Genomic DNA, 21,708 nt, shown 5'->3' on the forward strand with positions numbered 1-21,708 from the left:
AAATGGCTCCATGGAACTCGTGGGAATCGGCGAAGCCGCCCGCAAGATCGGAGCCAACACGTCGGCACTGCGCTACTACGAGGAGCGTGGGCTCGTACGGCCGGCGGAACGTCGGGGTGGCAGGCGCATGTACGGGCCGCAGGAGCTGCGCCGTCTGGCATTCCTGCAGATCATGCAGCAGCTCGGGATGAGCCTGGACGCGGCGTGCACCATGTTCGACGCGGACGGTGAGGAGTGGCGGGCAGGCGCACGCGACCAGATCGGCACGCTCGACGAACTGATCGCGCGGGCCCGAGGGGCACGGCAGTTCCTCGAGCACGCCCTGCACTGTCCTGCCGACCACCCCGCCCAGGAATGCCCCATCATGATCGAAACCTTGGAGCGGAGGCTCGCCGGAGTCTCTTTCGAGGAGCTCGCTGCGGAGCACGGCCATCAGGTGACCGCCGCGAGCCAGAGGTTCACCGGTGGGCACCGAGAGAACGGCGGGCCCGCAGCGCGCCGGGCCCCGTGACACCGTCTCGTATCATCCCGTCCCGGACGGGCTCGGTCGACGTCGTCCCGGAGGCGAAGCTCAGGCCGTCGCCAGCCCCGACTTGAGTCCCGCCCCGCACAGCGGCAGCACCATGCCGCGGTCGGCCGGCCCGTGTGCCCCGACCGCCGCCCAGCACGCCGCCGCTGTGGACTCGACGTACAGCCCGCGCCCCGCGAGATCGAGCTGTGCGGCGTGGATCTGGTCCTCCGTCACCGTCAGGAAGGTGCCGCCCGTGGCGCGGACCGCGGTGAGGATCTGGCGGGCACGCGGCGGATGGGCGATCGCGATGCCCTCCGCGAGGGTGGGGGCCGGGAACGCCTGCGCCAGTACGTCGTCGGCGCCCGCCCGGAAGGCGAAGGCGAGCGGTGCGACGGCGGCGGCCTGCACCGCGATCAGGGCCGGGCGTTCGTCGATGAGCCCGTGCCCGTACAGCTCGTCGATCGCGAGCGCGGCACCGAGCAGCAGCGTCCCGTTGCCGACGGGGAGGACGAGCGTCCCGGGCAGTCGGCCGCCGAGGTCCTCCCAGATCTCGTACACGTATGTCTTCGTGCCGTGCAGGAAGTACGGGTTGAAGACGTGCGAGGCGTAGAAGACCCCGTCCTCGCCGGCCGCCGCGCGGGCCGCCCGCGCCGTGGCCTCGCGGTCGCCGGGCACGAGTTCGAGGTGAGCGCCGTGCGCCCCGATCTGCTCCACCTTCTTCGGGGATGTCGCGGCGGGAACGTATACGGTGCAGTCCAGCCCGGCGCGGGCGCAGTACGCCGCGAGCGCCGTGCCCGCGTTTCCGCTGCTGTCGGCGATCACGCGCCGCGGCTTCAGCTGCCGTGCGAGTTCGGCGAGCATCACCGCGCCGCGGTCCTTGAACGACAGGGTCGGCATCAGGAAGTCGAGCTTGGCCGTGACGGTGTCCGTCAGCGGTACGAGCGGGGTGCGGCCCTCGCCGAGTGATACCGCCGCCCGGGCGTCCGGGGCGGGCAGTGGGAGGGCCTCCTCGTAACGCCAGAGCGAATTGACGCGTCCGGAAAGGGAGTTGCGCTCCACCGCGGAGGCGGTGAAGTCGAGATCCCAGGGCCCCTGGCACTGCGGACAGTGCCAGGTGAGCTCCTCGACGGGGGAACGTACGTCGCACATCGGACACAGGTATTCCGTCATGTGATCCAGGATGGCAGTTGTGTGGCACACGTGTTACGCGGCCTTCAAGGCTCTTGTGGGATTCCTATGGATCCGTCAATCTTTCGGACGGCAGCGGCACGGCAACCCCGCGGACATCCCGGCGTACCCCCGGGAAAGCGGATTGTCATGCTCCTGCCGATAACCCCCACAGCAGCGCACCACCAATGAGGAGGATCCCTCACATGTCCGTGATGCGTAATTCGCGGCGAAGACTGTCCGCCGTAGGCGCCATAGCAGTCGCCGCACTCGCGCTCGGTACCGCGTCCGCCCTTCCCGCCACCGCGGCCGAAGCCGCCCCGGAAGGCGTCATCCAGAACGAGGACGCGCCCGGCGCCATCGCCGGCAGCTACATCGTCACCCTCGACGAGTCGGCGGCCGACGCGAGCTCCAGGGAGGGCAAGGCCCTCGCCGCGGAGTACGGAGCGAAGATCAAGAAGACGTACAACGCCGCCCTCAACGGATACGCCGTCGAGCTCTCCGAGGCCCAGGCCAAGAAGTTCGCCGCGGACCCGGCCGTCGAGTCCGTCGTGCAGAACCGAGTTTTCACGATGTCCGGCACCCAGCCCAACCCGCCGTCCTGGGGCCTGGACCGCATCGACCAGCGGGCGCTCCCGCTGAACCAGAGCTACACCTACCCCGAACCCGCGGGTGAGGGAGTCACCGCGTACATCATCGACACCGGTGTGCGGATCACCCACAGCGACTTCGGTGGCCGGGCCTCGTACGGCTACGACGCCATCGACAACGACAACACGGCGCAGGACGGCAACGGCCACGGCACCCACGTCGCCGCCACTGTCGCCGGAAACGCCTACGGTGTCGCGAAGAAGGCCAGGGTCGTCGGCGTCCGCGTGCTCAACAACGCCGGTTCGGGCACCACGGCGCAGGTCGTCGCGGGCATCGACTGGGTGACGCAGAACGCCGTCAAGCCGGCCGTCGCCAACATGAGCCTCGGCGGCGGGGTCGACTCCGCCCTCGACACCGCCGTGCGCAACTCCATCGCCTCCGGCGTCACCTACGCCATCGCGGCCGGCAACGACGGTGCCAACGCGGCGAACACCTCGCCCGCCCGCGTCACCGAGGCCATCACCGTCGGCTCGACCACGAGCAGCGACGCGCGCTCCAGCTTCTCCAACTACGGCAGCGTCCTGGACATCTTCGCGCCGGGCTCCTCCATCACCTCGGCCTGGAACACCAGCGACAGCGCCACGAACACCATCTCCGGTACGTCGATGGCGACCCCGCACGTCGCGGGCGCGGCTGCGCTCCACCTCGCGAACAACCGCACCGCCACCCCGGCGCAGGTCTCCTCCGCCCTGACCACCGCGGCGACCCCGAACGTGGTCGGCAGCCCGGGCACCGGATCGCCGAACCGCCTGCTGTACGTCGGCAGCGGCACGACCCCGCCGCCCGGACCGAAGTTCGAGAACACCGCGGACTTCGCGATCAACGACCACACCACCGTGGAGTCGCCCGTCACCGTCAGCGGCGTCCCGGGCAACGCCCCGTCCGCCCTCCAGGTGCCGGTCAACATCGTGCACACGTACATCGGTGACCTCCGGGTCCAGCTCATCGCCCCGGACGGCACCGCGTACACGCTGAAGGGCTACGGCACCGGCGGCAGCGCGGACAACATCAACACCACGTACACGGTCAACGCCTCCTCGGAGGTCGCGAACGGCACATGGAAGCTTCGGGTCAGCGACAACGCGAGCGTGGACACCGGGAAGATCGACTCCTGGGCGCTGCAGTTCTGACGCGTGCTGAGTGCTGAGTTCCGAGCTCTGAATCTGGGGGGCGGTCGCCGAGGCGGCCGCCCCCTCTTCATGCGTCGAGCAACCGGTTCATGACGGGGCGGGGAAGGGCGTGGTTCGCCGCGGCGTCCAGGGCCGTCTCCTCGTCGTCGAGCAGCGCCAGGAGCCTTTCCGGCGGCAGCTGCGGGTGCCGGGCAGCCGCAGCCCGTATCCCGGGGTCCGGGTCGCGGGTGAGCCGGTCGGCCAGGGAGGGGTCCAGCTCCGGATCGAGCGTCGCCAGTCGGCGTACGGCAGGGTCCTCGGCGTCCGCGAAGCGGGCGGCGAGCCCGGCGGTGGGAAAGTGCGGCAGCCCGGTCAGGTGGCTCCGGGACCGGCCTGTGTATTCGAGATAGCTGCGCAGGAGGAGTTGCGGCGGCGCGGCCGGGTGGTTCTGCGCGAGCAGGACCCGCACGCCGATGTCGTCGTCCTCGGCGAGGAGCCGCGCGAGGTCGGCGGGAAGCTCCGGGTCCTCGGCAGCGCGGCGGCGCAGCAGGGGGTGCGCGGACCGGGCGTAGCAGGCGGGGACGGAGCGGTGGTACTCGGCGGGCTCGAAGTCCTCGTCCACGGACACGGCATAGTCGATGGCGGCGCGCTCGGCCTCGGTGACCTCGGGGCGTACGGACACGGCGGTACGTACGCGGGGATCGGGGTCCTGGGCGAGGAGGCCCACCAGCTCGCGGGCCAGGACCTTCCGCCGGGCGACCTCCAGCCGCACCTTGGGCTCGGGAGACCGGGCCATCAGCGCGACGACGGCCGGCGGGGTGCTGTAGTTGTGGGCGAGGACCCAGTGGTCGTCCTCGTCGCGACGGAGCAGAAGCTCGTCGACCACTGCACGCGAAAGGCGGCAGTTCACCAGGATGTGACTGCGAGCGTGGGAAACGTGTGGGGGCAGCCGGCGCAACTGCCGTTCCATTTCCTCCTCGTCGTCCTCCGCGAGGTGTCGTTCCGCGGATTCGCGGACCGCCGGATGCGGATCAACGAGCAGAGCGGCCCGCCGCTCCTCGGACAGCGAGGACCACATCCCCACCCCGTACCGCCGGACCGAAGCCATCGGGTGGACCGAGTTGGCGAGCAGGACACGTAGGGGCACCTGCCTGGAGGACATGAGCTCCGCGAGGCAGTCGCCTTCGTACGTCGTGTACATGCGGTCGATGACCCAGTCCGGGAGGTGCCGCGGGCCCCACTTCCGCTCCGGACCGCCTGCGAGATGGGCCCGCACCAACCAGTCCGGATCGTCCACGAGCCGTCCGCGCAGCTCGCCGTCCACATGCGGATTGCGGGCGAACGCCGTTCGCACCCTGGGCTCGGGGTGCACGACGATCGCGTCCACGACCGCGTCCGGCATCTCAGGGCGCTCCAGGCACAGTGCGTTCCACACCTCTGCGTACGCGGGCTCCAGCAGCCGGAGGAGCACTCCGGCCGGCGCGGCCGGATTGACCGCGAGGCCCTTCAGCGCGGCGATCACTCGGCCTCGTCGTAGGCCTCGCCGTACGGCTCGTCGTCCGGGTAGGGCACCGGCTCGGCGACCCAGCCCGCCGTGAGGACGAGGCGCGAGGTGCGGTGGACGGTCAGGAAGCCGAAGGGACGGTCGAATTCCGCGTAGATGCGCCTGGACAGGTAGCCCGGTGGTGGCCCTACCCCGCCCACCGCGCCGATGGCGGTCACGGAGGCAGCCTCGAAGCCCTTCGCGTCGAAGACGGCCACGGCCGACTGCCGGGCCGAGCCGATCGCCAGCGGCTCAGTGCTGATCCCGGGGAAGTGGCCGTACCGGTCGTCCACGGCCGTCGACAGCCCGAAGACCGCGGGCTGCTTGAGCAGATCGTGCTCCCCGGTGAGCCGGAAGGGGCTGGTGCGGACGGACAGCGTCGGCGCAGGTGATCTGCTCCGTACCGTCCGTACCTCCAGGCCCGGACCGGACTCGCCCAGCGGCAGCAGATCGCCGGGCACGGTCCGGTACGTGCCCGCGAGGACGCCGATCCCGGCCTGGAGCACGTCGCTCGGTGCCATGTCGTGGTCGCCCAGCAGCAGATGGACGTCCACGCCCGTGTCGCCGAGCACCTTGAGCACGGTCAGCGGGCCGGACGCCGTCTCCGCCACGCCGATCCGGTCGAGCAGGGAGGTTTCACGCCGCAGCGCGAGCAGACAGCGCCCCGCCCAGGGGCCGGCTTCGGGAAGCATGTCGCCTTCCCAGAAGGGCTGCAGCCACTTGAGCCGCAGCGCCTGGGCGGCTGCCGGCACCAGGAGGACGCTGTCGTCGAGGTGGATGGGCATCGCATCGATCAGCCCGTCCGTACGGTCCGCCGCCCACATGTCCAGTGTCCTGCGGTCGGCCTCCGCGTCCCCGCTGAACACGCCCAGGGTGTCCGCGGGCAGACCCGCCACCCAGCTCTCGTGCAGCGGAAGTGTCGGTCCGACCCAGAGCCCGACGGCCGATCGCGAACCTCGTACGGTCGCGAGCGCGGACATCAACTCCCGGGCGGCCGCCGCGGCTTCCGCGGCGCGCATACCGACGGCGTCCTCCAGCTCGCCGCGGGCAGGGCCGTCGGCGGCATCCGCGAGGAAGGCGAGCAGCGGCCAGACGCCGGTGGCCGAGAAGACCGTGTCGCGGTTCGGTCCTGCGGTCGTCGCCCACCGTGCGGTGAGCCGGTTCACCGCACGCACGGAATTGGCTGCCGGTTGCATGACACCCCCCGATAGGATCCGCGCACTTGTTCGCATGATCGCCCCGAGGAGCACCGTACCGTGGAACCGTCGTTGCGGGGATGGGCACCACCGGACGCCTCCGGCCCTGCGCAGCCGCAGCTCCCGGCGCCGCCGTACCCCCTGCAGATGCCCACCCGGATGCCCATGGCGTACGCGCCGTACGGGATACCTCCCCGGCCGTCCACCAACGGGTTCGCGATCGGCTCCCTCGTCACCGGCATCGTGTGCTGCCTGCCGCCGCTGGGTCTCGTCCTCGGGGTGATCGCACTCGTGCAGATCAGGAAGAAGGGCCAGGACGGGCGGGGCCTGGCGATCTCGGGCACGGTGCTTTCGGTCATCAGCACGATGCTCATGACCGTCGCGTTCGCCACGGGCGGGGCCGGTGCCGCCTGGGACGGCTTCCGCGGGGCCGCGAACGAGAGCGCGAGTTCGCGCTCCACCCTCGACCTGCGGACCGGACAGTGCTTCGACATCCCCGGCGAGGTCCTCGAGGAGGACGAGGTCGCGTCCGTCGAGATCGTTCCCTGCACGGTGCCGCACGATGCCGAGGTCTCCGGCACGCACACGCTCGACATGGACGACTGGCCGGGCGAGCCGAGCATCGACGACCTCGCGGCCACCACGTGCGAGGACATCGACAACGCCTACGCGTTGGACTGGTGGGCCATTCCGGAGAACGCAGAGACGTACTACTACATTCCGAGCAAGGGCAGTTGGTGGCTGGGGGACCGGACCATCACCTGTACGTTCGGGGCCATGGACGGCAAGCTTCACGCGTCCGTCCGCAATGACAGCACCACGCTCGGCCCGGCGCAGCTTGCCTATCTGGAGAGCGAGGAGGCGGCGGGGGAGCAGATGTTCCACGAGCCGCAGGAAGCCTTCGGCGACCGTCCGGCGGCCAACCGCCAGTGGGCCCGGCAGGTTTCGAGAGGGCTGGCCGCGCAGGCGCACGTGCTGCACGGCGTGGCCTGGCCGGGCACGGCACGCAAGGCCGCCGAGTCCCGTGCGAAGGAGTTCGAGGCGGCGAGTGGGCACTGGGCGCGTGCCGCCGGGGCCGAGGACGAGAACGCCTTCTGGGAGCACCGTTTCCGGGCCGAGGAATCACTGCGGCTGACGACCGAGACAGCCGTTCGGGACGCCCTCGGTCTCACCATCGTGCCTCCGGTCTGGCTGAGCGAGGAGGACGCGGGCGACCCGGACGACCCGGAGTCGGAGGAGCTGTGAGGTGACGGGGCCCCGTGCCCGGTGGCCGGGGCCCCGCCGATCCGACGGTCTCAGTCCCGTGGCTTCAGTCCCGCGGCTTCAGTTCCGCGGTCTCAGCCCCGCCGCCTCAGACCCGTGTCGATCGCCGTGATCAGCTCGCCGTCGGGAGTGTCCCCGTCCAGCGACCAGACCATCGCGCCGCCGAGCCCGCGGTCACGGATGTACGCCGTCTTCGTTCGCAGCACCTGCGGGTCGTCGTACGTCCACAGCGTGGTCCCGTCGAAGAGCCACGCGTGGCCTCCCCGCCGGTCGCGGTGGACCGTGTACGTGCCCGATTCGGCCAGCTTCCTGAGGGCCTTGTAGTCCTCGTAGCCCGCCGCCCAGGTGGCGGGCGCCGGGCCGCTCGCCGGCTGCCCCAGACCGTCCCCGCCGCCGGTGACGCCCGTCCAGCCCTGGCCGTAGAACGGCATGCCCATCACCAGTTTGCGGGCGGGCGCGCCGCGGCGCAGCCAGTCGCGTACGGTCTGGTCGACGCTGAAGTCGTCGCGTGCCGCGAACAGGGCGGACTGCTGGGCCGTCGTCTTCTCGCCGGAGACATGGAAGTCGTAGCCCTGGAGGTTTACGAAGTCCAGGTCCCGCATGATCTTGCGGACCTCGAAGCCGGCGTCGATCTTCGCAGGGGCGGTCGGGACGAACGCCGTCAGTTCGTAGTGCCTGGGCTTCTTCAGCGACCGGCCGTACGCGTCGAGCTGGGTGCGGAACTCCCGCACGAGCGCCGTGAAGTTCTCCTTGTCCTCGGGGCGGAAGACCGTGTCCGTGTCGCCCGCCGAGCCCGGCCACTCCCAGTCGAGGTCGATGCCGTCGAAGAGGCCGGCCGCCGCTCCGGCTCCGCCGCGGGCGCCGTCGACAGGGAGGTTGCCCTTGATGTGGAGGTCGAGGCACGAGGCGACGAACGCCTTGCGGGAAGCGGGAGTTCGGGCCGCGTCCGAGAAGTGCGTCGACCAGCTCCAGCCGCCGAGGGAGATGAGCACCTTGAGTCCGGGGTGCCTGGCCTTGAGCTCGCGCAGCTGGTTGAAGTTGCCCGCGAGCGGCTGCTCGGCGGTGTCGGCGACGCCGTCGACCGAGCCGGCGGCGTCCAGCGGACGGACGTAGTCCGCCCAGGCGTCGGCCTCGCCGGGGACGTTGCCGGTGAAGCACCTGCCGTCCGGACCGACGTTGCCGAAGGCGTAGTTGATGTGGGTGAGCTTGGCCGCGGTGCCACTGGTGTCCAGGTCCTTGACCTGGAAGTTGCGCCCGTAGACGCCCCATTGGGTGAAGTAGCCGATGCGCTTGTACGCGGGCTTGGGCGTGGGGTGGTGCGTGGAGTGGCTGATCCCGTCCGCGTGGTTGCCGCCCCCGAGGCCGCCGTCCGCCGATGCGGACGGCGCGAGCGCGGCGAGGAGGGAGAGCGATGCGGCGGCGATGGTCAGCCGGGCAAGGGTTCTTCGGCGCATGAGGCTCATTCCTGTGCGTGTGCCGGAGGGTTTCCATGAGCGGTGCTTGCTGCTGCCGTGCGCGGTACGGACAGGAAGGTATTGGTCTGGACCATTTGCGGTCAAGGATTCGGGGCAAGCGATCGGGAATTCGGCGGACATCCGCCCGAGAGGGGTGCCATACCTGCGGTAAGCCCCCGCGTAAAGAGCGGTAATCACTTCGAGTGAAACTCTGGCCCATGCTTGCGGAGGCAACCGACGGTTGCCACGCTGTAGCTGTCTGTCAACCTGTTGGGAGTGGCCAGTGACATTCGGTGAGCAGCCCGCCTATCTGCGTGTTGCGAGCGATCTCCGCCGGAAGATCGTCAGCGGCTCACTGCCGCCGCACACCCGACTTCCCTCGCAGGCCCGCATCCGCGAGGAGTACGGGGTGTCGGACACCGTCGCCCTGGAGGCACGCAAGGTGCTGATGGCCGAGGGCCTGGTCGAGGGCCGCTCCGGGTCCGGTACGTATGTCCGCGAGCGGCCCGTGCCCCGCCGGATCGCGCGCTCCGGGTACCAGTCGGCGTCCGGCGCCAACCCCTTCCGGCAGGAGCAGGCGGCGGAGGGCGCCCGGGGTACATGGGAGTCCGGCAGCGAGCAGGTGGAGGCGAGCGCCGCGATCGCCGCCCGGCTGGGGATCGGCGCAGGCGAGCGCGTGATGCGCACGCGGTACGTCTTCAGGGACGCGGGCGAGGCGATGATGCTGTCGACCTCGTGGGAGCCGCTCTCGATCACGGGGCGCACGCCCGTGATGCTGCCCGAGGAGGGCCCGCTGGGCGGCTGCGGGGTCGTCGAGCGGATGGGTGCGATCGATGTCGTCGTGGACAACGTGGCGGAGGAGGTCGGCGCGCGGCCGGGGCTGGCGGAGGAGCTCCTGACGCTCGGCGGTGTCCCGGGCCATGTGGTCATGGTCATCCAGCGGACGTACTACGCGTCGGGACGGGCGGTCGAGACGGCCGACGTCGTCGTCCCGGCCGACCGCTACCGGATCGCCTACCACCTGCCGGTGCGGTGACCGCCTGCCGGCGAGGCGGCCGCCTGTCGGTGCGGTGACCGCCGCCGGCACGATGGCGGCCTGTGACCGCGGCGGCGCGGGCGCCGCGACCACGGCAGCGTGACCGAGGTGCCCTCGGCGGCGATCGTGGCGAGGGTGACTGCCGTGGCCGCCGTGGCCGCCGGGGCTTCCGGGGCGCCACCGGGCGCGATGACCGCTGGGCGAACACGCTGTCCGTAGGGCGTGATCACGAGTTGACGCGGCCCCCGCTACCTCCGCTTCATGCCGGCCAAGACGGAGCAGAACAGGCGCCGTTGGAATCTCGCGGTGCTCGCAGCCAGACCCGGCTGGGTCGTCATCGGCGCGGCCAGACAGCTCGGCGGCGCCTTCCTCGCCTTCGTCGCCCTGGAGGCGGTGGGCAAGACGCACGCCCTGGAGCCGATCGCGCCTCAGATCGAGGCGCTCAAGCCCTGGCTCGGCTCGGTGGCCCTGCCCGCGGCCACGGGGCCGGTGCTGATGCCGCTGCCGACGGTGCGTACGGACTGAGGCAAGGCAGCGACGGCAGCAGTCGGTTGCCCATCAGGGGGCGCACGTGGCGGCGTGCGCCCCTGCGGCGTCCCGCCGTTGGCCGGATCCGTCTCTCTTCGTGAAAACACGTATTCGCTGAGTAAAGGTCAGGCGTAAGCTCAGGCATATGCGTAGTGCGGTTTCCTGGGGACGGTCGGAGTTATGCAGGCCGGCGGCGGAAGGGGTGCGATGAACGACAGCGGCGCGGTGCTTCCCTGGCTGGTCATACGTCAGGACGACAACGGCAACCGCTATCGCGTCGGCCGGTACGCCACGGAGGACGAGGCGCAGAAGATCGCCGACCGCCTCGACGCCCGCGGCCACAAGCAGCTCTACTGGGTGGAGCGCGTCGGGCAGGCCGCTTCCTGAGGGCGCAGCGGCGCGGGCGAGGACGCCGCCGCAGGGTCGCCGCGATGCGGGTTACGCTCCGGCGCATGACAGATCGTGTGGCCGCCCGGGTCGTGGTGGCCGGAGCCCTGTACGACCGGGGACGCCTGCTCGCCGCCCGCCGGAGCGCCCCGCCCGCACTGGCCGGCCGATGGGAGCTGCCCGGCGGCAAGCTGGAGCCCGGCGAGACCCCTGAGCAGGCCCTCGTGCGCGAGCTGCGGGAGGAGCTGGGCGTCGAGGCGGAGCCGGTCGAGCGGGTGCCCGGAGAGTGGCCGCTGGGTCCGGGCTATGTGCTCCAGGTCTGGACGGCCCGGCTGCTCTCGGGCGAACCGCACCCACTGGAGGACCACGACGAGCTGCGCTGGCTGGCCCCCGACGAGCTCGACGCCGTGGACTGGCTGCCCCAGGACCGCCCCGCGGTCGTGGCAGCGGTACGCCGGCTTCCCTCGTGCCCGCCGTCACGGTCGTCGGGCTCCACGGAAGCGTCGGGCTCCACGGAAGCGTCGGGCTCCGCGGGCGCGTCGGGCTCCGCGGGCGGCGCGCGCGACTGAGCCCGTACGCCGTTCGTGCCACCGCGCGCCACTCTCGGAGATAGGCCGCCCCGAATATCGGGTATGTGCTGATTAACCCTCTGAAAGTGGACGTGGTCAGCGGTCGTGGCTGATCTTGGGAAGTGGTCGGCGTGATCGACACCGAAGGCGATGTCGCCGAGTGGACCTTCCCTGCCGAGCCCGATGTCGCACGCACCGCACGTCACGCTGTCCGCGAGGCTCTGCGCGCCTGGGATCTGGATGCCGTGGTCGGCGATCTGGCCGTGCTCCTGGTCAGTGAGCTCGTGACCAATTCTCTTCGGTACACCTCCGGCCCGATCGGCGTCCGCCTCGTCCGGCTGAACCCCGACGGTATGACCCCGCCGGCCCTCCGCGCCCTTCTTGTGGAAGTCTCCGATCCGCTTCCGGATCCACCCCTGGAACGCCCCGCCGGCCCCGATGACGAGGGTGGACGCGGGCTCCAGCTCGTGGCCTGCGCGGCCAGGCGGTGGGGCACACGGCGTGGCAGAACGGGCAAGACCGTGTGGTTCGAGCTGCCGCTCCCGGGTTAGAAGTGTGAAGGGACGACGATCACCGTCTCGGCTCAAAATGAACGAGACCGCTCTGTGATCGTGAACGCCGTGTCGCCAGAGGCCGTAGTGCTGAATACTGCGGGCATGGCCGGTCCGGTGCGGTGAGCTGGAGGGGACGGTCGCGTGAGCGAGATACCTGAGACGGCGAGCGGCGTGGTGTGGCAGAGCAGTCCGCCCGGCTCGATATACGACTACATCAAAGTCGCGTCCTTCTCGATCGGGCCCAACGGGCTGGTCGACCAGTGGAGCCGGCGCGCCGCCGAGCAGTTCGGCATCGAGTCCGCCGAGGTCAGGGGGAAGGACCCGGTCGAGGTCTTCATGCCCGCCGAGCTCCGCAGCCGGGGGCACCGCAAGATCGCCGAGATCCTCGACGGCAAGGAGTGGACCGGCCTCGTCCCCTTCCGTATGCCAGGTGAGGGCGGGGCGCACGGGCTCGCCGAGGTCTATGTCATGCCGAGCGAGACGGAGCACGGCGAGCGGGCCGCGATCTGTATCGTCGTCGACGTCCGCGCCCTCCGCGGCATAGAGACCGATCTTGCTTCTTCGCAGGCCATTTTCGGCCAATCTCCTTTTGGGTTCCTTCTGTTCGGCCCCGACCTCACCGTCGTACGTGCCAATCAACGCTTCGCGACCGTCTTCGGCGGTGCGGCTGCGGACCACCGCGGCCGCACCGTCTTCGACTACCTCTCCCGGCCCGAGGCCGAGCGGATGACCGCGGCGCTCCGTCGGGTCCTGGAGACCGGTGAGGCCGTGACCGATCTGCAGATCGTCGGCACCACCCCGGGCAGCACCGAACGCCGCCACTGGTCCATCAACCTCTACCGCGTGCACAGCGGGACGGGCCGCCCCATCGGCGTCGCCGGGCTCGGCACCGACGTCACCCGCCGCCAGATCGCCGCCCGCGAGGCCGCCAGTGCCCGCCGAAACCTGGCCATCCTCAACGAGGCCAGCGCCAGGATCGGCAACTCCCTCGACCTGGAGACCACCGCCCGCGAGCTTCTCGACGTCGCCGTACCCGGCTTCTGCGACCTCGCATCCGTCGACCTCTACCAGGGGCTCCTCACCGGAGACGAGGCCCCGCCCGGCCACTGGGGCTCCGCACACCCCGAGGGCTTCGGCGGCAGCAGCGCCGAGCTGCGCCGGGTCGCCTACGCCAGTGCCGTCTCCGACGCCCTCCTTGCCGACGGCTCCGGCGGCTCCGGCGTGCCACGCCAGTCCGGCGGGTCCCGTGAGTCGGGTGGGTCCGGCGGCTCCGGCGCGGGATCGCCCGCCTCGCCCCGGGTCGGCGCCGTCCACTGCTACGCGTTCAACTCCGCCTGCGCCCTCGCCCTCCGCACCGCCCGTGTCCAGACCATCCAGGGCGAGGAAGGCAGTCTCGTCCAGTCCACCCTCGCCGTGCCGATGGTCGCGCACGACGCGGTCGTCGGGCTCGTCCAGTTCTCCCGGGCGAAGGGCAGCGAACCCTTCGGGGAACGGGACCGGGCCCTTGCGGTCGAGCTGGCCGCCCGCGCCGCGGTCTGTATCGACAACGCCCGCCTCTACCGCCGCGAGCACGAGCGGGCGCTGATCCTCCAGCGCAGCCTCCTGCCGCCCGGAGACCCCGAGGCCGCCGGCCTCGACATCGCCTGCCGCTATCTCCCGGGCAACACGGCCACCGAGGTCGGCGGCGACTGGTTCGACGTCATCGAACTCCCCGGTCACCGCACCGCACTCGTCGTCGGCGACGTCATGGGCCGCGGACTGCGCGCCGCCGTCGCCATGGGCGAACTGCGCACCGCCGTACGGACCTTGGCGCTGCTCGACCTGGAGCCCGCCGAAGTGCTCTCCGCGCTCGACGAGATCGCCCGCGGGCTCGGCAGCCCCAGCGGCGCCCAGCAGGCGTCCCGCGTAGCCCACAAGTCCCGCGGCCCCGAGCTCTCCGAGGTCTATCTGGCGACCTGCGTCTACGCCGTCTACGACCCGGTGACCAGACGCTGCACCTTCGCCAACGCCGGCCATCTGCCGCCCGTCCTGGTGGAACCCGGCGAGGAGGCGCTGTTGCTCGACGTGCCGCCGGGGATGCCGCTCGGCGTCGGCGGCGAGCCCTTCGAGGAGGTCCAGGTCGAACTCCCGGAGGGCGCGCTGCTCGCGCTCTACACGGACGGGCTCGTCGAGTCCCGGGACCATCCCCTCGACGAGGGCCTCACCGCCTTCCGCCGTGCGCTCACCGAGTCGGACCTCCCGCTCGAGGACGTCTGCGACCACGTGCTCGGCACCCTCGACACCCGGCACGGCGAGGACGACATCGCCCTGCTGATGGCCCGGATCCAGGGAATGCCGACCGAGTCCGTGGGCGACTGGCGGCTGCCCCGCGAACCCCGCTCGGTGGGCCGCGCCCGGGAGCTCGCCAGGGCGCAGCTGGTCGCCTGGGAGCTCGAACCGCTCGTGGACACGGTCGAGTTGCTCGTCAGCGAACTCGTCACCAACGCCCTGCGTTACGGCGAGGGCGAGATCCGCCTGCGGCTGCTGCGCGACCGCACCCTCGTCTGCGAGGTCTGGGACGCCGGCCTCGTACAGCCACGGCGACGGCGCGCCCGGGACACCGACGAGGGCGGCCGCGGACTGCAGCTCGTCGGACTGCTCAGCGCCGCCTGGGGCTCGCGCCGCACCCCGCGCGGCAAGACCGTGTGGTTCGAACTCGCCCTGCCGGACGGCGACTCGACGTCCGAGCCGAGCGCGGAGCAACTGCTCAGCATGTTCTGACCCGGGTCCCGTCGCGGACCGCGAGCGTGGCCTGGCCCGGCGGCAGGGACCAAGGACGAGTCCCGTGCGTGGCCGCCACCCGCCGTGGGGCGCGGCCGCCCCGGAGCACCGCACCGTGCCGGGCGTCGCGCCGGGCGCCGGGCCGCCGCAGCGGACCGCCGTCGGGCGGCCTTGCGGGCCGGTGGCCCGCGGTCGGGCCGGCCGTGGTCCGTCGCCGGGGCGGCCCGCCGCTACGCGGCCTTGAGGGCCGCCAGCCGGGCCTCGATCTCCGCGCTGTCGCCGAGGGCGTCCAGCTGCTCGAACTGGGCGTCCAGCGAGGAGGAGGCGAGCTCCTCCTTGCCCATGGCCTTCGCCTCCTCGCGGCGGACCTTGTCCTCGAAGCGGTTCAGCTCGCTCGTCGGGTCCAGCACGTCGATGTTCTTGACGGCGTCCATCATCTGGTTCTGCGCCTGGGCGGTCCTGGCGCGGGCCACGAGCTCGTTCCGCTTCGCCTGGAGCTCGCCGAGCTTGGTCCTCATCTGGTCGAGGCCGGACCTGAGCTTGTCCACGACCTGGGTCTGGGCCGCGATCGTCGGCTCGGCCGTCTTCGCCTCCCGCTCGGACTGCAGCTGCCGCTGCAGCGCCACCTTCGCGAGGTTGTCGAACTTGTCGGCGTCCGCGCCCTGCCCCGAGGCCCTCAGCTCGTCGGCCTTCCTGCTCGCCGCCAGCGCCTTGCCGCCCCACTCCTCGGCCGCCTCCACGTCCTCCCGGTGGTCCTGCTCCAGCAGGCGCAGATTGCCGATGGTGCCGGCGACGGCCTGCTCGGCCTCTGCGATGTTGTTCGTGTAGTCCCGGATCAACTGGTCGAGCATCCTCTGCGGGTCCTCGGCCTGGTCCAGGAGCGCATTGATGTTGGCCTTCGCCAGCTGGGCGACACGGCCGATGATGGTCTGCTTCGTCATGGCACCTCTCCTTGTACGGAACACGAGTCGGTGGGAGCCGGCGCCGGAGCCGGCGCCGGATGAGAAGGAGGAACAGGACCGCGTCAGAACCGGCCGCCGCCGCCCAGCCGGCCGCGTGTGCCGCCGCCGCCGAAACTGCCCGGACCGCCGCCGAAACCTCCGCCCCTCGGACCCCCGCCAAAGCCGCCGCCCCCTCTGTGTCCGCCCCCGCCGCCGAACAGGCCGCCGAGGATGATTCCGCCGAGCACGGCCCCGCCGAGCCCGCCTCCACCTCCTTGTACACCGCCCGACCCGAACGGGTTCCCGTACGAGCGGACGTCCTGCTCGGCGAGGCTCTGCGCCTGCCGGGCGAGGGCGTCCGCCTGCTGTGCCTCGACCAGCGCGCCCGATGCCTCGTCCACCCCCGCGAGTTCCCGCGACCGCGCCAGCCGCCGCTGCGCCTCCGCGAGCCGGGTGCGGGCGTGGGCGCCGACCGCCCCGCGGTGTGTCGTGATGAAGTCCGCGGCCGCCCCGATCGTCGAACGGGCGGTCAGCGTCGCCTGGTCCAGCAGCGCGCGGGCCCGCCGCGCCCCCGACTCACGCTCCCGCGCCCCCGCCAGGGCCTCGTCCAGCACGGCGTCCGCCTCCTCGACCCGGCGCAGCGCGTCGATCGGGTCGTACGGTCCGGCGTCGGTCTCCCGCCGCACCTCGGCGACCACCGTCTCCGCCCGGGCGATCCGGCCCTGCAGATCGGCCGTGGACACCCCCGGCGGCGTGCCCTTCAGCAGCCCGCGGGCGTCGGCCAGGTCGGCCTCCGTCTCGGTGAGCGCACCCGGAAGCTTTCCGGCCGCTTCCGCCAGCTCCTGGGCACGCCGGTCGACGGCGTCGATGAGCCGTTCGGCCTGGTGGACCGCGCCTTCCGCGGCGCGGATGTGGACGGCGGCCGTGGCGTTGTCGCCGCCGTCGGCGGACTGCCGTGCCTGGCCGAGCGTGGTCGAGGCGAACAGCAGCCGGTCCTCCGCCTGCTCGACGTCGCTCACGACGGGCGCGGCGGCCGACGCGGCGTACCGCCGGCGCATGACGGTCAGCGTGGCCTCGGCCGTGGCGACCCGTCCGTTCAGCTCCCGGTACGCGGACTCGGCCGTGGCCAGGGCCTGCGGCGCGTTCTGCTCGAGGGCGCGCAGCCGGTCGAAGTCCTCCGACTCCGCGTCCAGCCGCCGATTGGCCTCCGCGCAGCGGGTGATGATCTCGTCCAGCATCTGCCGCCGTGTCGCGTCGTCCTCCGGATAGGCGTCGTCGAGCGCCTGCCGCAACCGGAACGCCGCGGTCAGCTCGTCGTGGGCATACGCCACCGCCTCGGTGAAGGGCTTCGCGGCCTCCTCGCCGAACTGCGCCGTGGCGAAGCCGAGTTCCTCCTGGCTCGTACGGAGCGCGTCATCCGTGTCCACAAGGGCTCGCTCGGCCTGCGCGTCCAGCTCGCGCAGCGGTGTCGGCGGAGGCGCCGTCGACGGTTCCTCCGGCCGTCCCCACCCCTGCCCGCCCCGCGGGGTGGTGCGGTCCGCGGCCTGGCGCTTGCGCTTGTTGTACGCGTACACGGCGAGGGCACCCGCACCGCCGAGCACGGCCACCGGCACGATGAGATCCGTGGCGGAGGCGCCGCCCCCGCCGCCCGGATCGGGCGCCCCGGGCGTGATCGCCGGCGTGGGCACGGGCCGGCCCGAGAGCACCGCGTCGTAGCCGTCGGCGGCCCCGATCGCGGCCCCGGCCCAGTCGTTCTGCCGGAGCGGCGGCTCGATCGCGGTCTGCGCGACCTCGCTGAACTGCGCCTGGGTGATGCGCGAGTCCGGATCGGCGGAGTACGCGTACTGCCGGTCGCGCGTGGCGACGGTGAGCAGGACGTCGTTCTGGCCGAGCCCGTTCTTCGTGGCGGTCGCGTCGGCCCAGCTCTGCGCCGAGCGCCCGGAGAAGTCACGCACGTAGACGACGAACAGCTGGATCCGCTGGTCGTCGTAGAGGCGGTCGAGCGCCTGCGCCACCTGGCCCTCCCGGTCGCCGAGCGCGTCGACGGGGTCGGTGATCTGGCCCTCGCGCGAGAGCTGCACCGGATCCTCGGCGTGGGCGCCCTGACCGGCGGGCACGAGAAGCCACCACGCCGCCATCAACACGGCGAGCAGGACCCGGGCGGCTATTCGTGTCACGTTTGGGAGATTATGTCCGCCGTTTGCTCCCCGCGACCGGACGGCCCCGGACCAGCAGAAAATCGAGGGCCCGCCCGGCGTCTCGTCCCTAGCCTGGTGGGCATGGGTGAGGGGATGCAGCACACATGGACCGGAGTGCGCGAGCGGGTGGCCGCGCTGCGAGAGCACGGAGGAGCGAGCGGGGTCTTCGGCGCCCGGGGCCACGGCTTCGAACTCCAGCCGCCGATGAGCGAGCGGGACGTACGCGCGCTCGAGGCCGCGCTGGGCACAGAGCTCCCGGCCGAGTACCGCAGCTTCCTGCTCACGGTGGGCGCGGGCGGTGCCGGGCCCGAATACGGACTGGCCACACCCCTGCACGGGGAGGGTGGTTGGGCCTGGCGGGGCGTCGGACTCGCGTACGAGGGGATCACCACGGCCGTCTCCGACGCGGGCCTGCCCTTCGCCCCGGACGAGGTGCAACGACTGCTGGACGCCCACGAGGGCGAGGAGCCGGAGCCGGACGACTGTCCGGACGAGGAGGAGTTCCAGCGGGCCTGCCGGGCTTGGGACGACCGCGGGGACGAGCTGTACGACGCCCAGACCGCAGGCGCGGTCTTCATCACCGAGCAGGGGTGCGGCTACAACTCGCTGCTGGTCGTCACCGGGGAGCACCGCGGCACGATCTGGGACGACCTGCGGGCCTGCGACGCCGGAATCGTGCCGAAGGGCTGGAGCTTCGCCGCCTGGTACCTGGCCTGGCTGGCCCGCGCCGAGGCCGCCGCGTACGGGGCGTGACCGCCGGCTCCGCCCCGGACCCGGCAGGCGGCGGGCCGATCCCGTCCGTGCGTGGCGCGTGATCGCCATCATCACGGAATGCGGTCGTCACTGTCGGTGACGGTGCCTACGGTGGGAGACCATACGGCACTGCTGACAGGGGGATCCTGTGAACGTACGACCGCGCCACCAGACGCACCGCGTCACGGACAGCAACCTGCGCCAGGGCTCTGGGGGGCGTTCATGCCCAGGCCCTGGCCCGGGTTCACATCCGGACGCCGCCCCGGGTTCATGCCAAGGTCCGGCGTCGGCGCCGCCCGGGCCCGGTCCGGGAGTCCTGTTACCGGCCCCGGGCCGGCGGCCGTCTACGCGCCGGAGTCCCGCCGCCGGATCTTGCTCCCCAGCCACACCAGCGGGTCGTACTTACGGTCCACGGCCCGCTCCTTCAACGGGATCAGAGCGTTGTCCGTGATCTTGATCTGCTCCGGGCACACCTCGGTGCAGCACTTGGTGATGTTGCAGTAGCCCAGGCCGTGCTCGTCCTGGGCCGTGCGCTTGCGGTCCAGGCCCGTCTCGGCGGCCGCGTCCAGGGGGTGCATGTCCAGTTCGGCGACGCGCATCAGGAAGCGAGGGCCGGCGAAGGCCGCCTTGTTCTCCTCGTGGTCGCGCACCACATGGCAGGTGTCCTGGCACAGGAAGCACTCGATGCACTTGCGGAACTCCTGGGAGCGGTCCACATCGACCTGCTGCATCCGGTACTCGCCGGCGGCGAGCCCGGCAGGCGGGACGAACGACGGCACCTCACGAGCCTTCTCGTAGTTGAAGGCGACGTCCGTGACCAGATCGCGCACCACCGGGAAGGCCCGCAGCGGGGTCACCGTGATGGTCTCGGCCCGGTCGAAGACCGACATCCGGGTCATGCACAGCAGCCGCGGGCGGCCGTTGATCTCCGCGCTGCACGAGCCGCACTTGCCCGCCTTGCAGTTCCAGCGCACTGCCAGGTCCGGGGCCTGGGTGGCCTGCAGCCGGTGGATGATGTCGAGGACGACCTCGCCGTCGTGGACCTCGACCGTGAAGTCCCTGAGGCCGCCTCCCTCCTGGTCGCCGCGCCAGACCCTGAACCGAGCGTCGTACGTGCTCATTCGTACAGCTCCTCTTCGGCGAGGTACTTGACCAGCTCCTCCTTCTCGAAGAGAGCGAGCAGGTCGGGGCGGATGGGCTCGGTGGTCCTGCGTACGAGTTCGATCTGGCCGCGCGCCGGGTCGCTGGCAGCCAGGCCACCCGTCGGATCCGAGAGCCGGCACTGCAGATTGATCCGGCGCCACTCGCGGTCCATGCCGGGGCAGTCCTCGCGCGTGTGGCCGCCGCGGCTCTCGGTGCGCTCCAGGGCGGCGCGGGCGATGCACTCGCTGACCAGCAGCATGTTCCGCAGGTCCAGGGAGAGATGCCAGCCCGGGTTGAACTGCCGGTGGCCCTCGACTCCGGCGCGCCGTGCGCGCACCCGGAGCTCGGAGAGTTTCTTCAGGGCCTGCATCATCTCGGTCTCGCGCCGGATGATCCCGACCAGGTCGTTCATGGTCTGCTGGAGTTCCTGGTGGAGGGTGTACGGATTCTCCGGGGCCGTGCCCGGCTCCGGGCCCTCCGCGCTGAACGGACGCAGCGCCTCCGCCGCGGCCGCGTCGATCTGGGCGTCGTCCACGAGCGGCCGCGCCGCCCCGGCGGCCCCGGCCGCGTACTCCGCCGCGTGCCACCCCGCCCGTCGTCCGAAGACGAGCAGGTCGGAGAGGGAGTTGCCGCCGAGCCGGTTGGAGCCGTGCATACCGCCCGCGACCTCGCCCGCCGCGTAGAGCCCGGGGACGCCGACCGTGGCGGCGGAGTCCGAGTCGACCGCGATGCCGCCCATCACGTAATGGCAGGTCGGCCCGACCTCCATGGCCTCGGCGGTGATGTCCACGTCCGCCAGCTCCTTGAACTGGTGGTACATGGACGGCAGTCGGCGCCGGATGACCTCCGCCGGCATCCGGGTCGACACATCGAGGAACACGCCGCCGTGCGGGGACCCGCGGCCCGCCTTCACCTCGGCGTTGATCGCGCGGGCGACCTCGTCCCGGGGGAGCAGTTCGGGCGGGCGCCGGTTGTTGTCCGGGTCCTCGTACCAGCGGTCGCCCTCCTCCTCCGACTCCGCGTACTTCTCCTTGAAGACGTCCGGGACGTAGTCGAACATGAACCGCTTGCCGTCACTGTTGCGCAGCACCCCTCCGTCGCCACGCACCGACTCGGTGACCAGGATCCCCTTCACCGACGGAGGCCAGACCATCCCGGTCGGATGGAACTGCACGAACTCCATGTTCAGCAGCGGGGCCCCGGCGAGCAGCGCCAGCGCGTGCCCGTCGCCCGTGTACTCCCACGAGTTCGACGTCACCTTGAAGGACTTGCCGATGCCGCCGGTGGCCAGGACGACCGCCGGGGCCTCCAGGACGAAGAAGCGGCCGGACTCGCGCTCGTAGCAGAACACACCGGAGACCCGGCCCGCGGCGGAGGCGCTGTCGGATGGAGTCTCCTTGAGCACGCGCGTCACCGTGCACTCCTGGAAGACCTTCAGCCGCGCCTCGTAGTCCCCGAACTCGGCCTTGTCCTCCTGCTGCAGCGAGACGATCTTCTGCTGGAGCGTCCGGATCAGCTCCAGGCCCGTCCGGTCTCCGACGTGCGCGAGCCGCGGGTACTCGTGGCCCCCGAAGTTGCGCTGGGAGATCTTCCCGTCCTTCGTACGGTCGAAGAGCGCTCCCCAGGTCTCCAGCTCCCACACCCGCTCCGGGGCCTCCTGCGCGTGCAGCTCGGCCATCCGCCACTGGTTGAGGAACTTCCCGCCGCGCATGGTGTCGCGGAAGTGGACCTGCCAGTTGTCGTGGGCGTTCACATTGGCCATGGAGGCGGCGATCCCGCCCTCCGCCATGACCGTGTGCGCCTTGCCGAAGAGGGACTTGCAGATCACGGCGGTACGGGCGCCCCGCTCGCGCGCCTCGATGGCGGCCCGCAGCCCCGCGCCGCCCGCGCCCACCACGACGACGTCCCACTCCTGCCGTTCCAGTTCGGTCATCAGATGGCACCT

The 21,708-nt window shown here is 71.6% G+C and carries 17 protein-coding genes and 1 pseudogene; 10 read left to right on the forward strand and 8 right to left on the reverse strand.

What is annotated here, in order from left to right:
• Positions 1 to 10 precede the first annotated feature (10 nt).
• Positions 11 to 511, forward strand: a complete 501-nt coding sequence (locus tag ABT078_RS11100) for a MerR family transcriptional regulator (RefSeq protein WP_351226197.1) — start codon at positions 11 to 13, stop codon at positions 509 to 511.
• A 60-nt stretch (positions 512 to 571) separates the two neighbouring features.
• On the opposite strand, the gene ABT078_RS11105 is transcribed toward ABT078_RS11100, so the two are convergent.
• Complete coding sequence (locus tag ABT078_RS11105) at positions 572 to 1,681, reverse strand: pyridoxal-phosphate dependent enzyme (protein WP_351226199.1); 1,110 nt, start codon at positions 1,679 to 1,681, stop codon at positions 572 to 574.
• Between the two features lie 203 nt (positions 1,682 to 1,884).
• On the opposite strand from ABT078_RS11105, the gene ABT078_RS11110 reads away from it, so the two are divergent.
• Positions 1,885 to 3,459 (forward strand): S8 family peptidase, encoded by a 1,575-nt coding sequence (locus ABT078_RS11110; RefSeq protein ID WP_351226201.1) that lies wholly within the window; start codon positions 1,885 to 1,887, stop codon positions 3,457 to 3,459.
• 67 nt (positions 3,460 to 3,526) lie between these two features.
• Here ABT078_RS11110 and ABT078_RS11115 read toward each other — a convergent pair whose 3' ends face one another.
• Complete coding sequence (locus ABT078_RS11115; protein ID WP_351226203.1) at positions 3,527 to 4,960, reverse strand: translation initiation factor 2; 1,434 nt, start codon at positions 4,958 to 4,960, stop codon at positions 3,527 to 3,529.
• Positions 4,957 to 6,147: a serpin family protein gene (locus ABT078_RS11120; protein ID WP_351226205.1), complete on the reverse strand. Its 1,191-nt coding sequence runs from the start codon at positions 6,145 to 6,147 to the stop codon at positions 4,957 to 4,959. The genes ABT078_RS11115 and ABT078_RS11120 overlap by 4 nt, the downstream gene beginning before the upstream one ends.
• Before the next feature lie 177 nt (positions 6,148 to 6,324).
• On the opposite strand from ABT078_RS11120, the gene ABT078_RS11125 reads away from it, so the two are divergent.
• A complete protein-coding gene (locus ABT078_RS11125) occupies positions 6,325 to 7,422 on the forward strand; it encodes a DUF4190 domain-containing protein (RefSeq protein ID WP_351226207.1) in 1,098 nt (365 codons plus the stop codon).
• Between the two features lie 92 nt (positions 7,423 to 7,514).
• On the opposite strand, the gene ABT078_RS11130 is transcribed toward ABT078_RS11125, so the two are convergent.
• A complete protein-coding gene (locus ABT078_RS11130) occupies positions 7,515 to 8,894 on the reverse strand; it encodes a glycoside hydrolase family 18 protein (RefSeq protein WP_351226209.1) in 1,380 nt (459 codons plus the stop codon).
• 283 nt (positions 8,895 to 9,177) lie between these two features.
• Here ABT078_RS11130 and ABT078_RS11135 point away from each other — a divergent pair, with 283 nt between their 5' ends.
• The 6 genes and pseudogenes from ABT078_RS11135 (at position 9,178) to ABT078_RS11160 (ending at position 14,728) form a co-directional block, all read left to right on the forward strand.
• On the forward strand, positions 9,178 to 9,930 hold the full coding sequence (locus ABT078_RS11135; protein WP_351226211.1) for a GntR family transcriptional regulator: 753 nt from the start codon (positions 9,178 to 9,180) through the stop codon (positions 9,928 to 9,930).
• A gap of 249 nt (positions 9,931 to 10,179) precedes the next feature.
• A pseudogene (locus ABT078_RS11140) lies at positions 10,180 to 10,410 on the forward strand (hypothetical protein); the annotation flags it as partial.
• A gap of 255 nt (positions 10,411 to 10,665) precedes the next feature.
• Positions 10,666 to 10,845: an SPOR domain-containing protein gene (locus ABT078_RS11145; protein ID WP_351226213.1), complete on the forward strand. Its 180-nt coding sequence runs from the start codon at positions 10,666 to 10,668 to the stop codon at positions 10,843 to 10,845.
• Between the two features lie 65 nt (positions 10,846 to 10,910).
• On the forward strand, positions 10,911 to 11,414 hold the full coding sequence (locus ABT078_RS11150) for a (deoxy)nucleoside triphosphate pyrophosphohydrolase (protein ID WP_351226215.1): 504 nt from the start codon (positions 10,911 to 10,913) through the stop codon (positions 11,412 to 11,414).
• A 122-nt stretch (positions 11,415 to 11,536) separates the two neighbouring features.
• A complete protein-coding gene (locus ABT078_RS11155) occupies positions 11,537 to 11,965 on the forward strand; it encodes an ATP-binding protein (RefSeq protein ID WP_351226217.1) in 429 nt (142 codons plus the stop codon).
• 144 nt (positions 11,966 to 12,109) lie between these two features.
• A complete protein-coding gene (locus ABT078_RS11160; RefSeq protein WP_351226219.1) occupies positions 12,110 to 14,728 on the forward strand; it encodes a SpoIIE family protein phosphatase in 2,619 nt (872 codons plus the stop codon).
• A gap of 230 nt (positions 14,729 to 14,958) precedes the next feature.
• Here the strand turns inward: ABT078_RS11160 and ABT078_RS11165 are convergent, their stop codons facing one another.
• Together ABT078_RS11165 and ABT078_RS11170 are read right to left on the reverse strand one after the other, a co-directional pair.
• Positions 14,959 to 15,669: a PspA/IM30 family protein gene (locus ABT078_RS11165; protein ID WP_351226221.1), complete on the reverse strand. Its 711-nt coding sequence runs from the start codon at positions 15,667 to 15,669 to the stop codon at positions 14,959 to 14,961.
• Between the two features lie 83 nt (positions 15,670 to 15,752).
• Entirely contained in the window at positions 15,753 to 17,807 is a 2,055-nt protein-coding gene (locus tag ABT078_RS11170; protein WP_351226423.1) for a TPM domain-containing protein, read from the reverse strand.
• A 141-nt stretch (positions 17,808 to 17,948) separates the two neighbouring features.
• Here ABT078_RS11170 and ABT078_RS11175 point away from each other — a divergent pair, with 141 nt between their 5' ends.
• Positions 17,949 to 18,620 carry an SMI1/KNR4 family protein gene (locus ABT078_RS11175; RefSeq protein ID WP_351226223.1) on the forward strand — a complete coding sequence of 224 codons (672 nt, stop codon included), beginning with the start codon at positions 17,949 to 17,951 and terminating at the stop codon, positions 18,618 to 18,620.
• A gap of 344 nt (positions 18,621 to 18,964) precedes the next feature.
• Here ABT078_RS11175 and ABT078_RS11180 read toward each other — a convergent pair whose 3' ends face one another.
• Both ABT078_RS11180 and ABT078_RS11185 read right to left on the reverse strand, forming a co-directional pair.
• On the reverse strand, positions 18,965 to 19,741 hold the full coding sequence (locus ABT078_RS11180) for a succinate dehydrogenase/fumarate reductase iron-sulfur subunit (protein ID WP_351226225.1): 777 nt from the start codon (positions 19,739 to 19,741) through the stop codon (positions 18,965 to 18,967).
• The gene (locus tag ABT078_RS11185; RefSeq protein ID WP_351226227.1) at positions 19,738 to 21,696 is read right to left on the reverse strand and encodes a fumarate reductase/succinate dehydrogenase flavoprotein subunit; all 1,959 of its coding nucleotides are present in this window, start codon (positions 21,694 to 21,696) and stop codon (positions 19,738 to 19,740) included. Before ABT078_RS11185 ends, ABT078_RS11180 begins: the two co-directional genes overlap by 4 nt.
• Positions 21,697 to 21,708: the final 12 nt, after the last annotated feature.

It is taken from the genome of Streptomyces sp. NPDC002133 (assembly GCF_040296405.1).
GTDB lineage: Bacteria > Actinomycetota > Actinomycetes > Streptomycetales > Streptomycetaceae > Streptomyces.

Excerpts from the sequence above, each read along its gene's own strand:
- ABT078_RS11175 (WP_351226223.1), top strand. The coding sequence starts at position 17,949 with ATGGGTGAGGGGATGCAGCACACATGGACCGGAGTGCGCGAGCGGGTG.
- ABT078_RS11150 (WP_351226215.1), top strand. The coding sequence starts at position 10,911 with ATGACAGATCGTGTGGCCGCCCGGGTCGTGGTGGCCGGAGCCCTGTAC.
- ABT078_RS11130 (WP_351226209.1), bottom strand. The coding sequence starts at position 8,894 with ATGCGCCGAAGAACCCTTGCCCGGCTGACCATCGCCGCCGCATCGCTC.
- ABT078_RS11180 (WP_351226225.1), bottom strand. The coding sequence starts at position 19,741 with ATGAGCACGTACGACGCTCGGTTCAGGGTCTGGCGCGGCGACCAGGAG.
- ABT078_RS11145 (WP_351226213.1), top strand. The coding sequence starts at position 10,666 with ATGAACGACAGCGGCGCGGTGCTTCCCTGGCTGGTCATACGTCAGGAC.
- ABT078_RS11110 (WP_351226201.1), top strand. The coding sequence starts at position 1,885 with ATGTCCGTGATGCGTAATTCGCGGCGAAGACTGTCCGCCGTAGGCGCC.
- ABT078_RS11105 (WP_351226199.1), bottom strand. The coding sequence starts at position 1,681 with ATGACGGAATACCTGTGTCCGATGTGCGACGTACGTTCCCCCGTCGAG.
- ABT078_RS11100 (WP_351226197.1), top strand. The coding sequence starts at position 11 with ATGGAACTCGTGGGAATCGGCGAAGCCGCCCGCAAGATCGGAGCCAAC.
- ABT078_RS11125 (WP_351226207.1), top strand. The coding sequence starts at position 6,325 with ATGCCCACCCGGATGCCCATGGCGTACGCGCCGTACGGGATACCTCCC.
- ABT078_RS11170 (WP_351226423.1), bottom strand. The coding sequence starts at position 17,807 with ATGGCGGCGTGGTGGCTTCTCGTGCCCGCCGGTCAGGGCGCCCACGCC.
- ABT078_RS11165 (WP_351226221.1), bottom strand. The coding sequence starts at position 15,669 with ATGACGAAGCAGACCATCATCGGCCGTGTCGCCCAGCTGGCGAAGGCC.
- ABT078_RS11185 (WP_351226227.1), bottom strand. The coding sequence starts at position 21,696 with ATGACCGAACTGGAACGGCAGGAGTGGGACGTCGTCGTGGTGGGCGCG.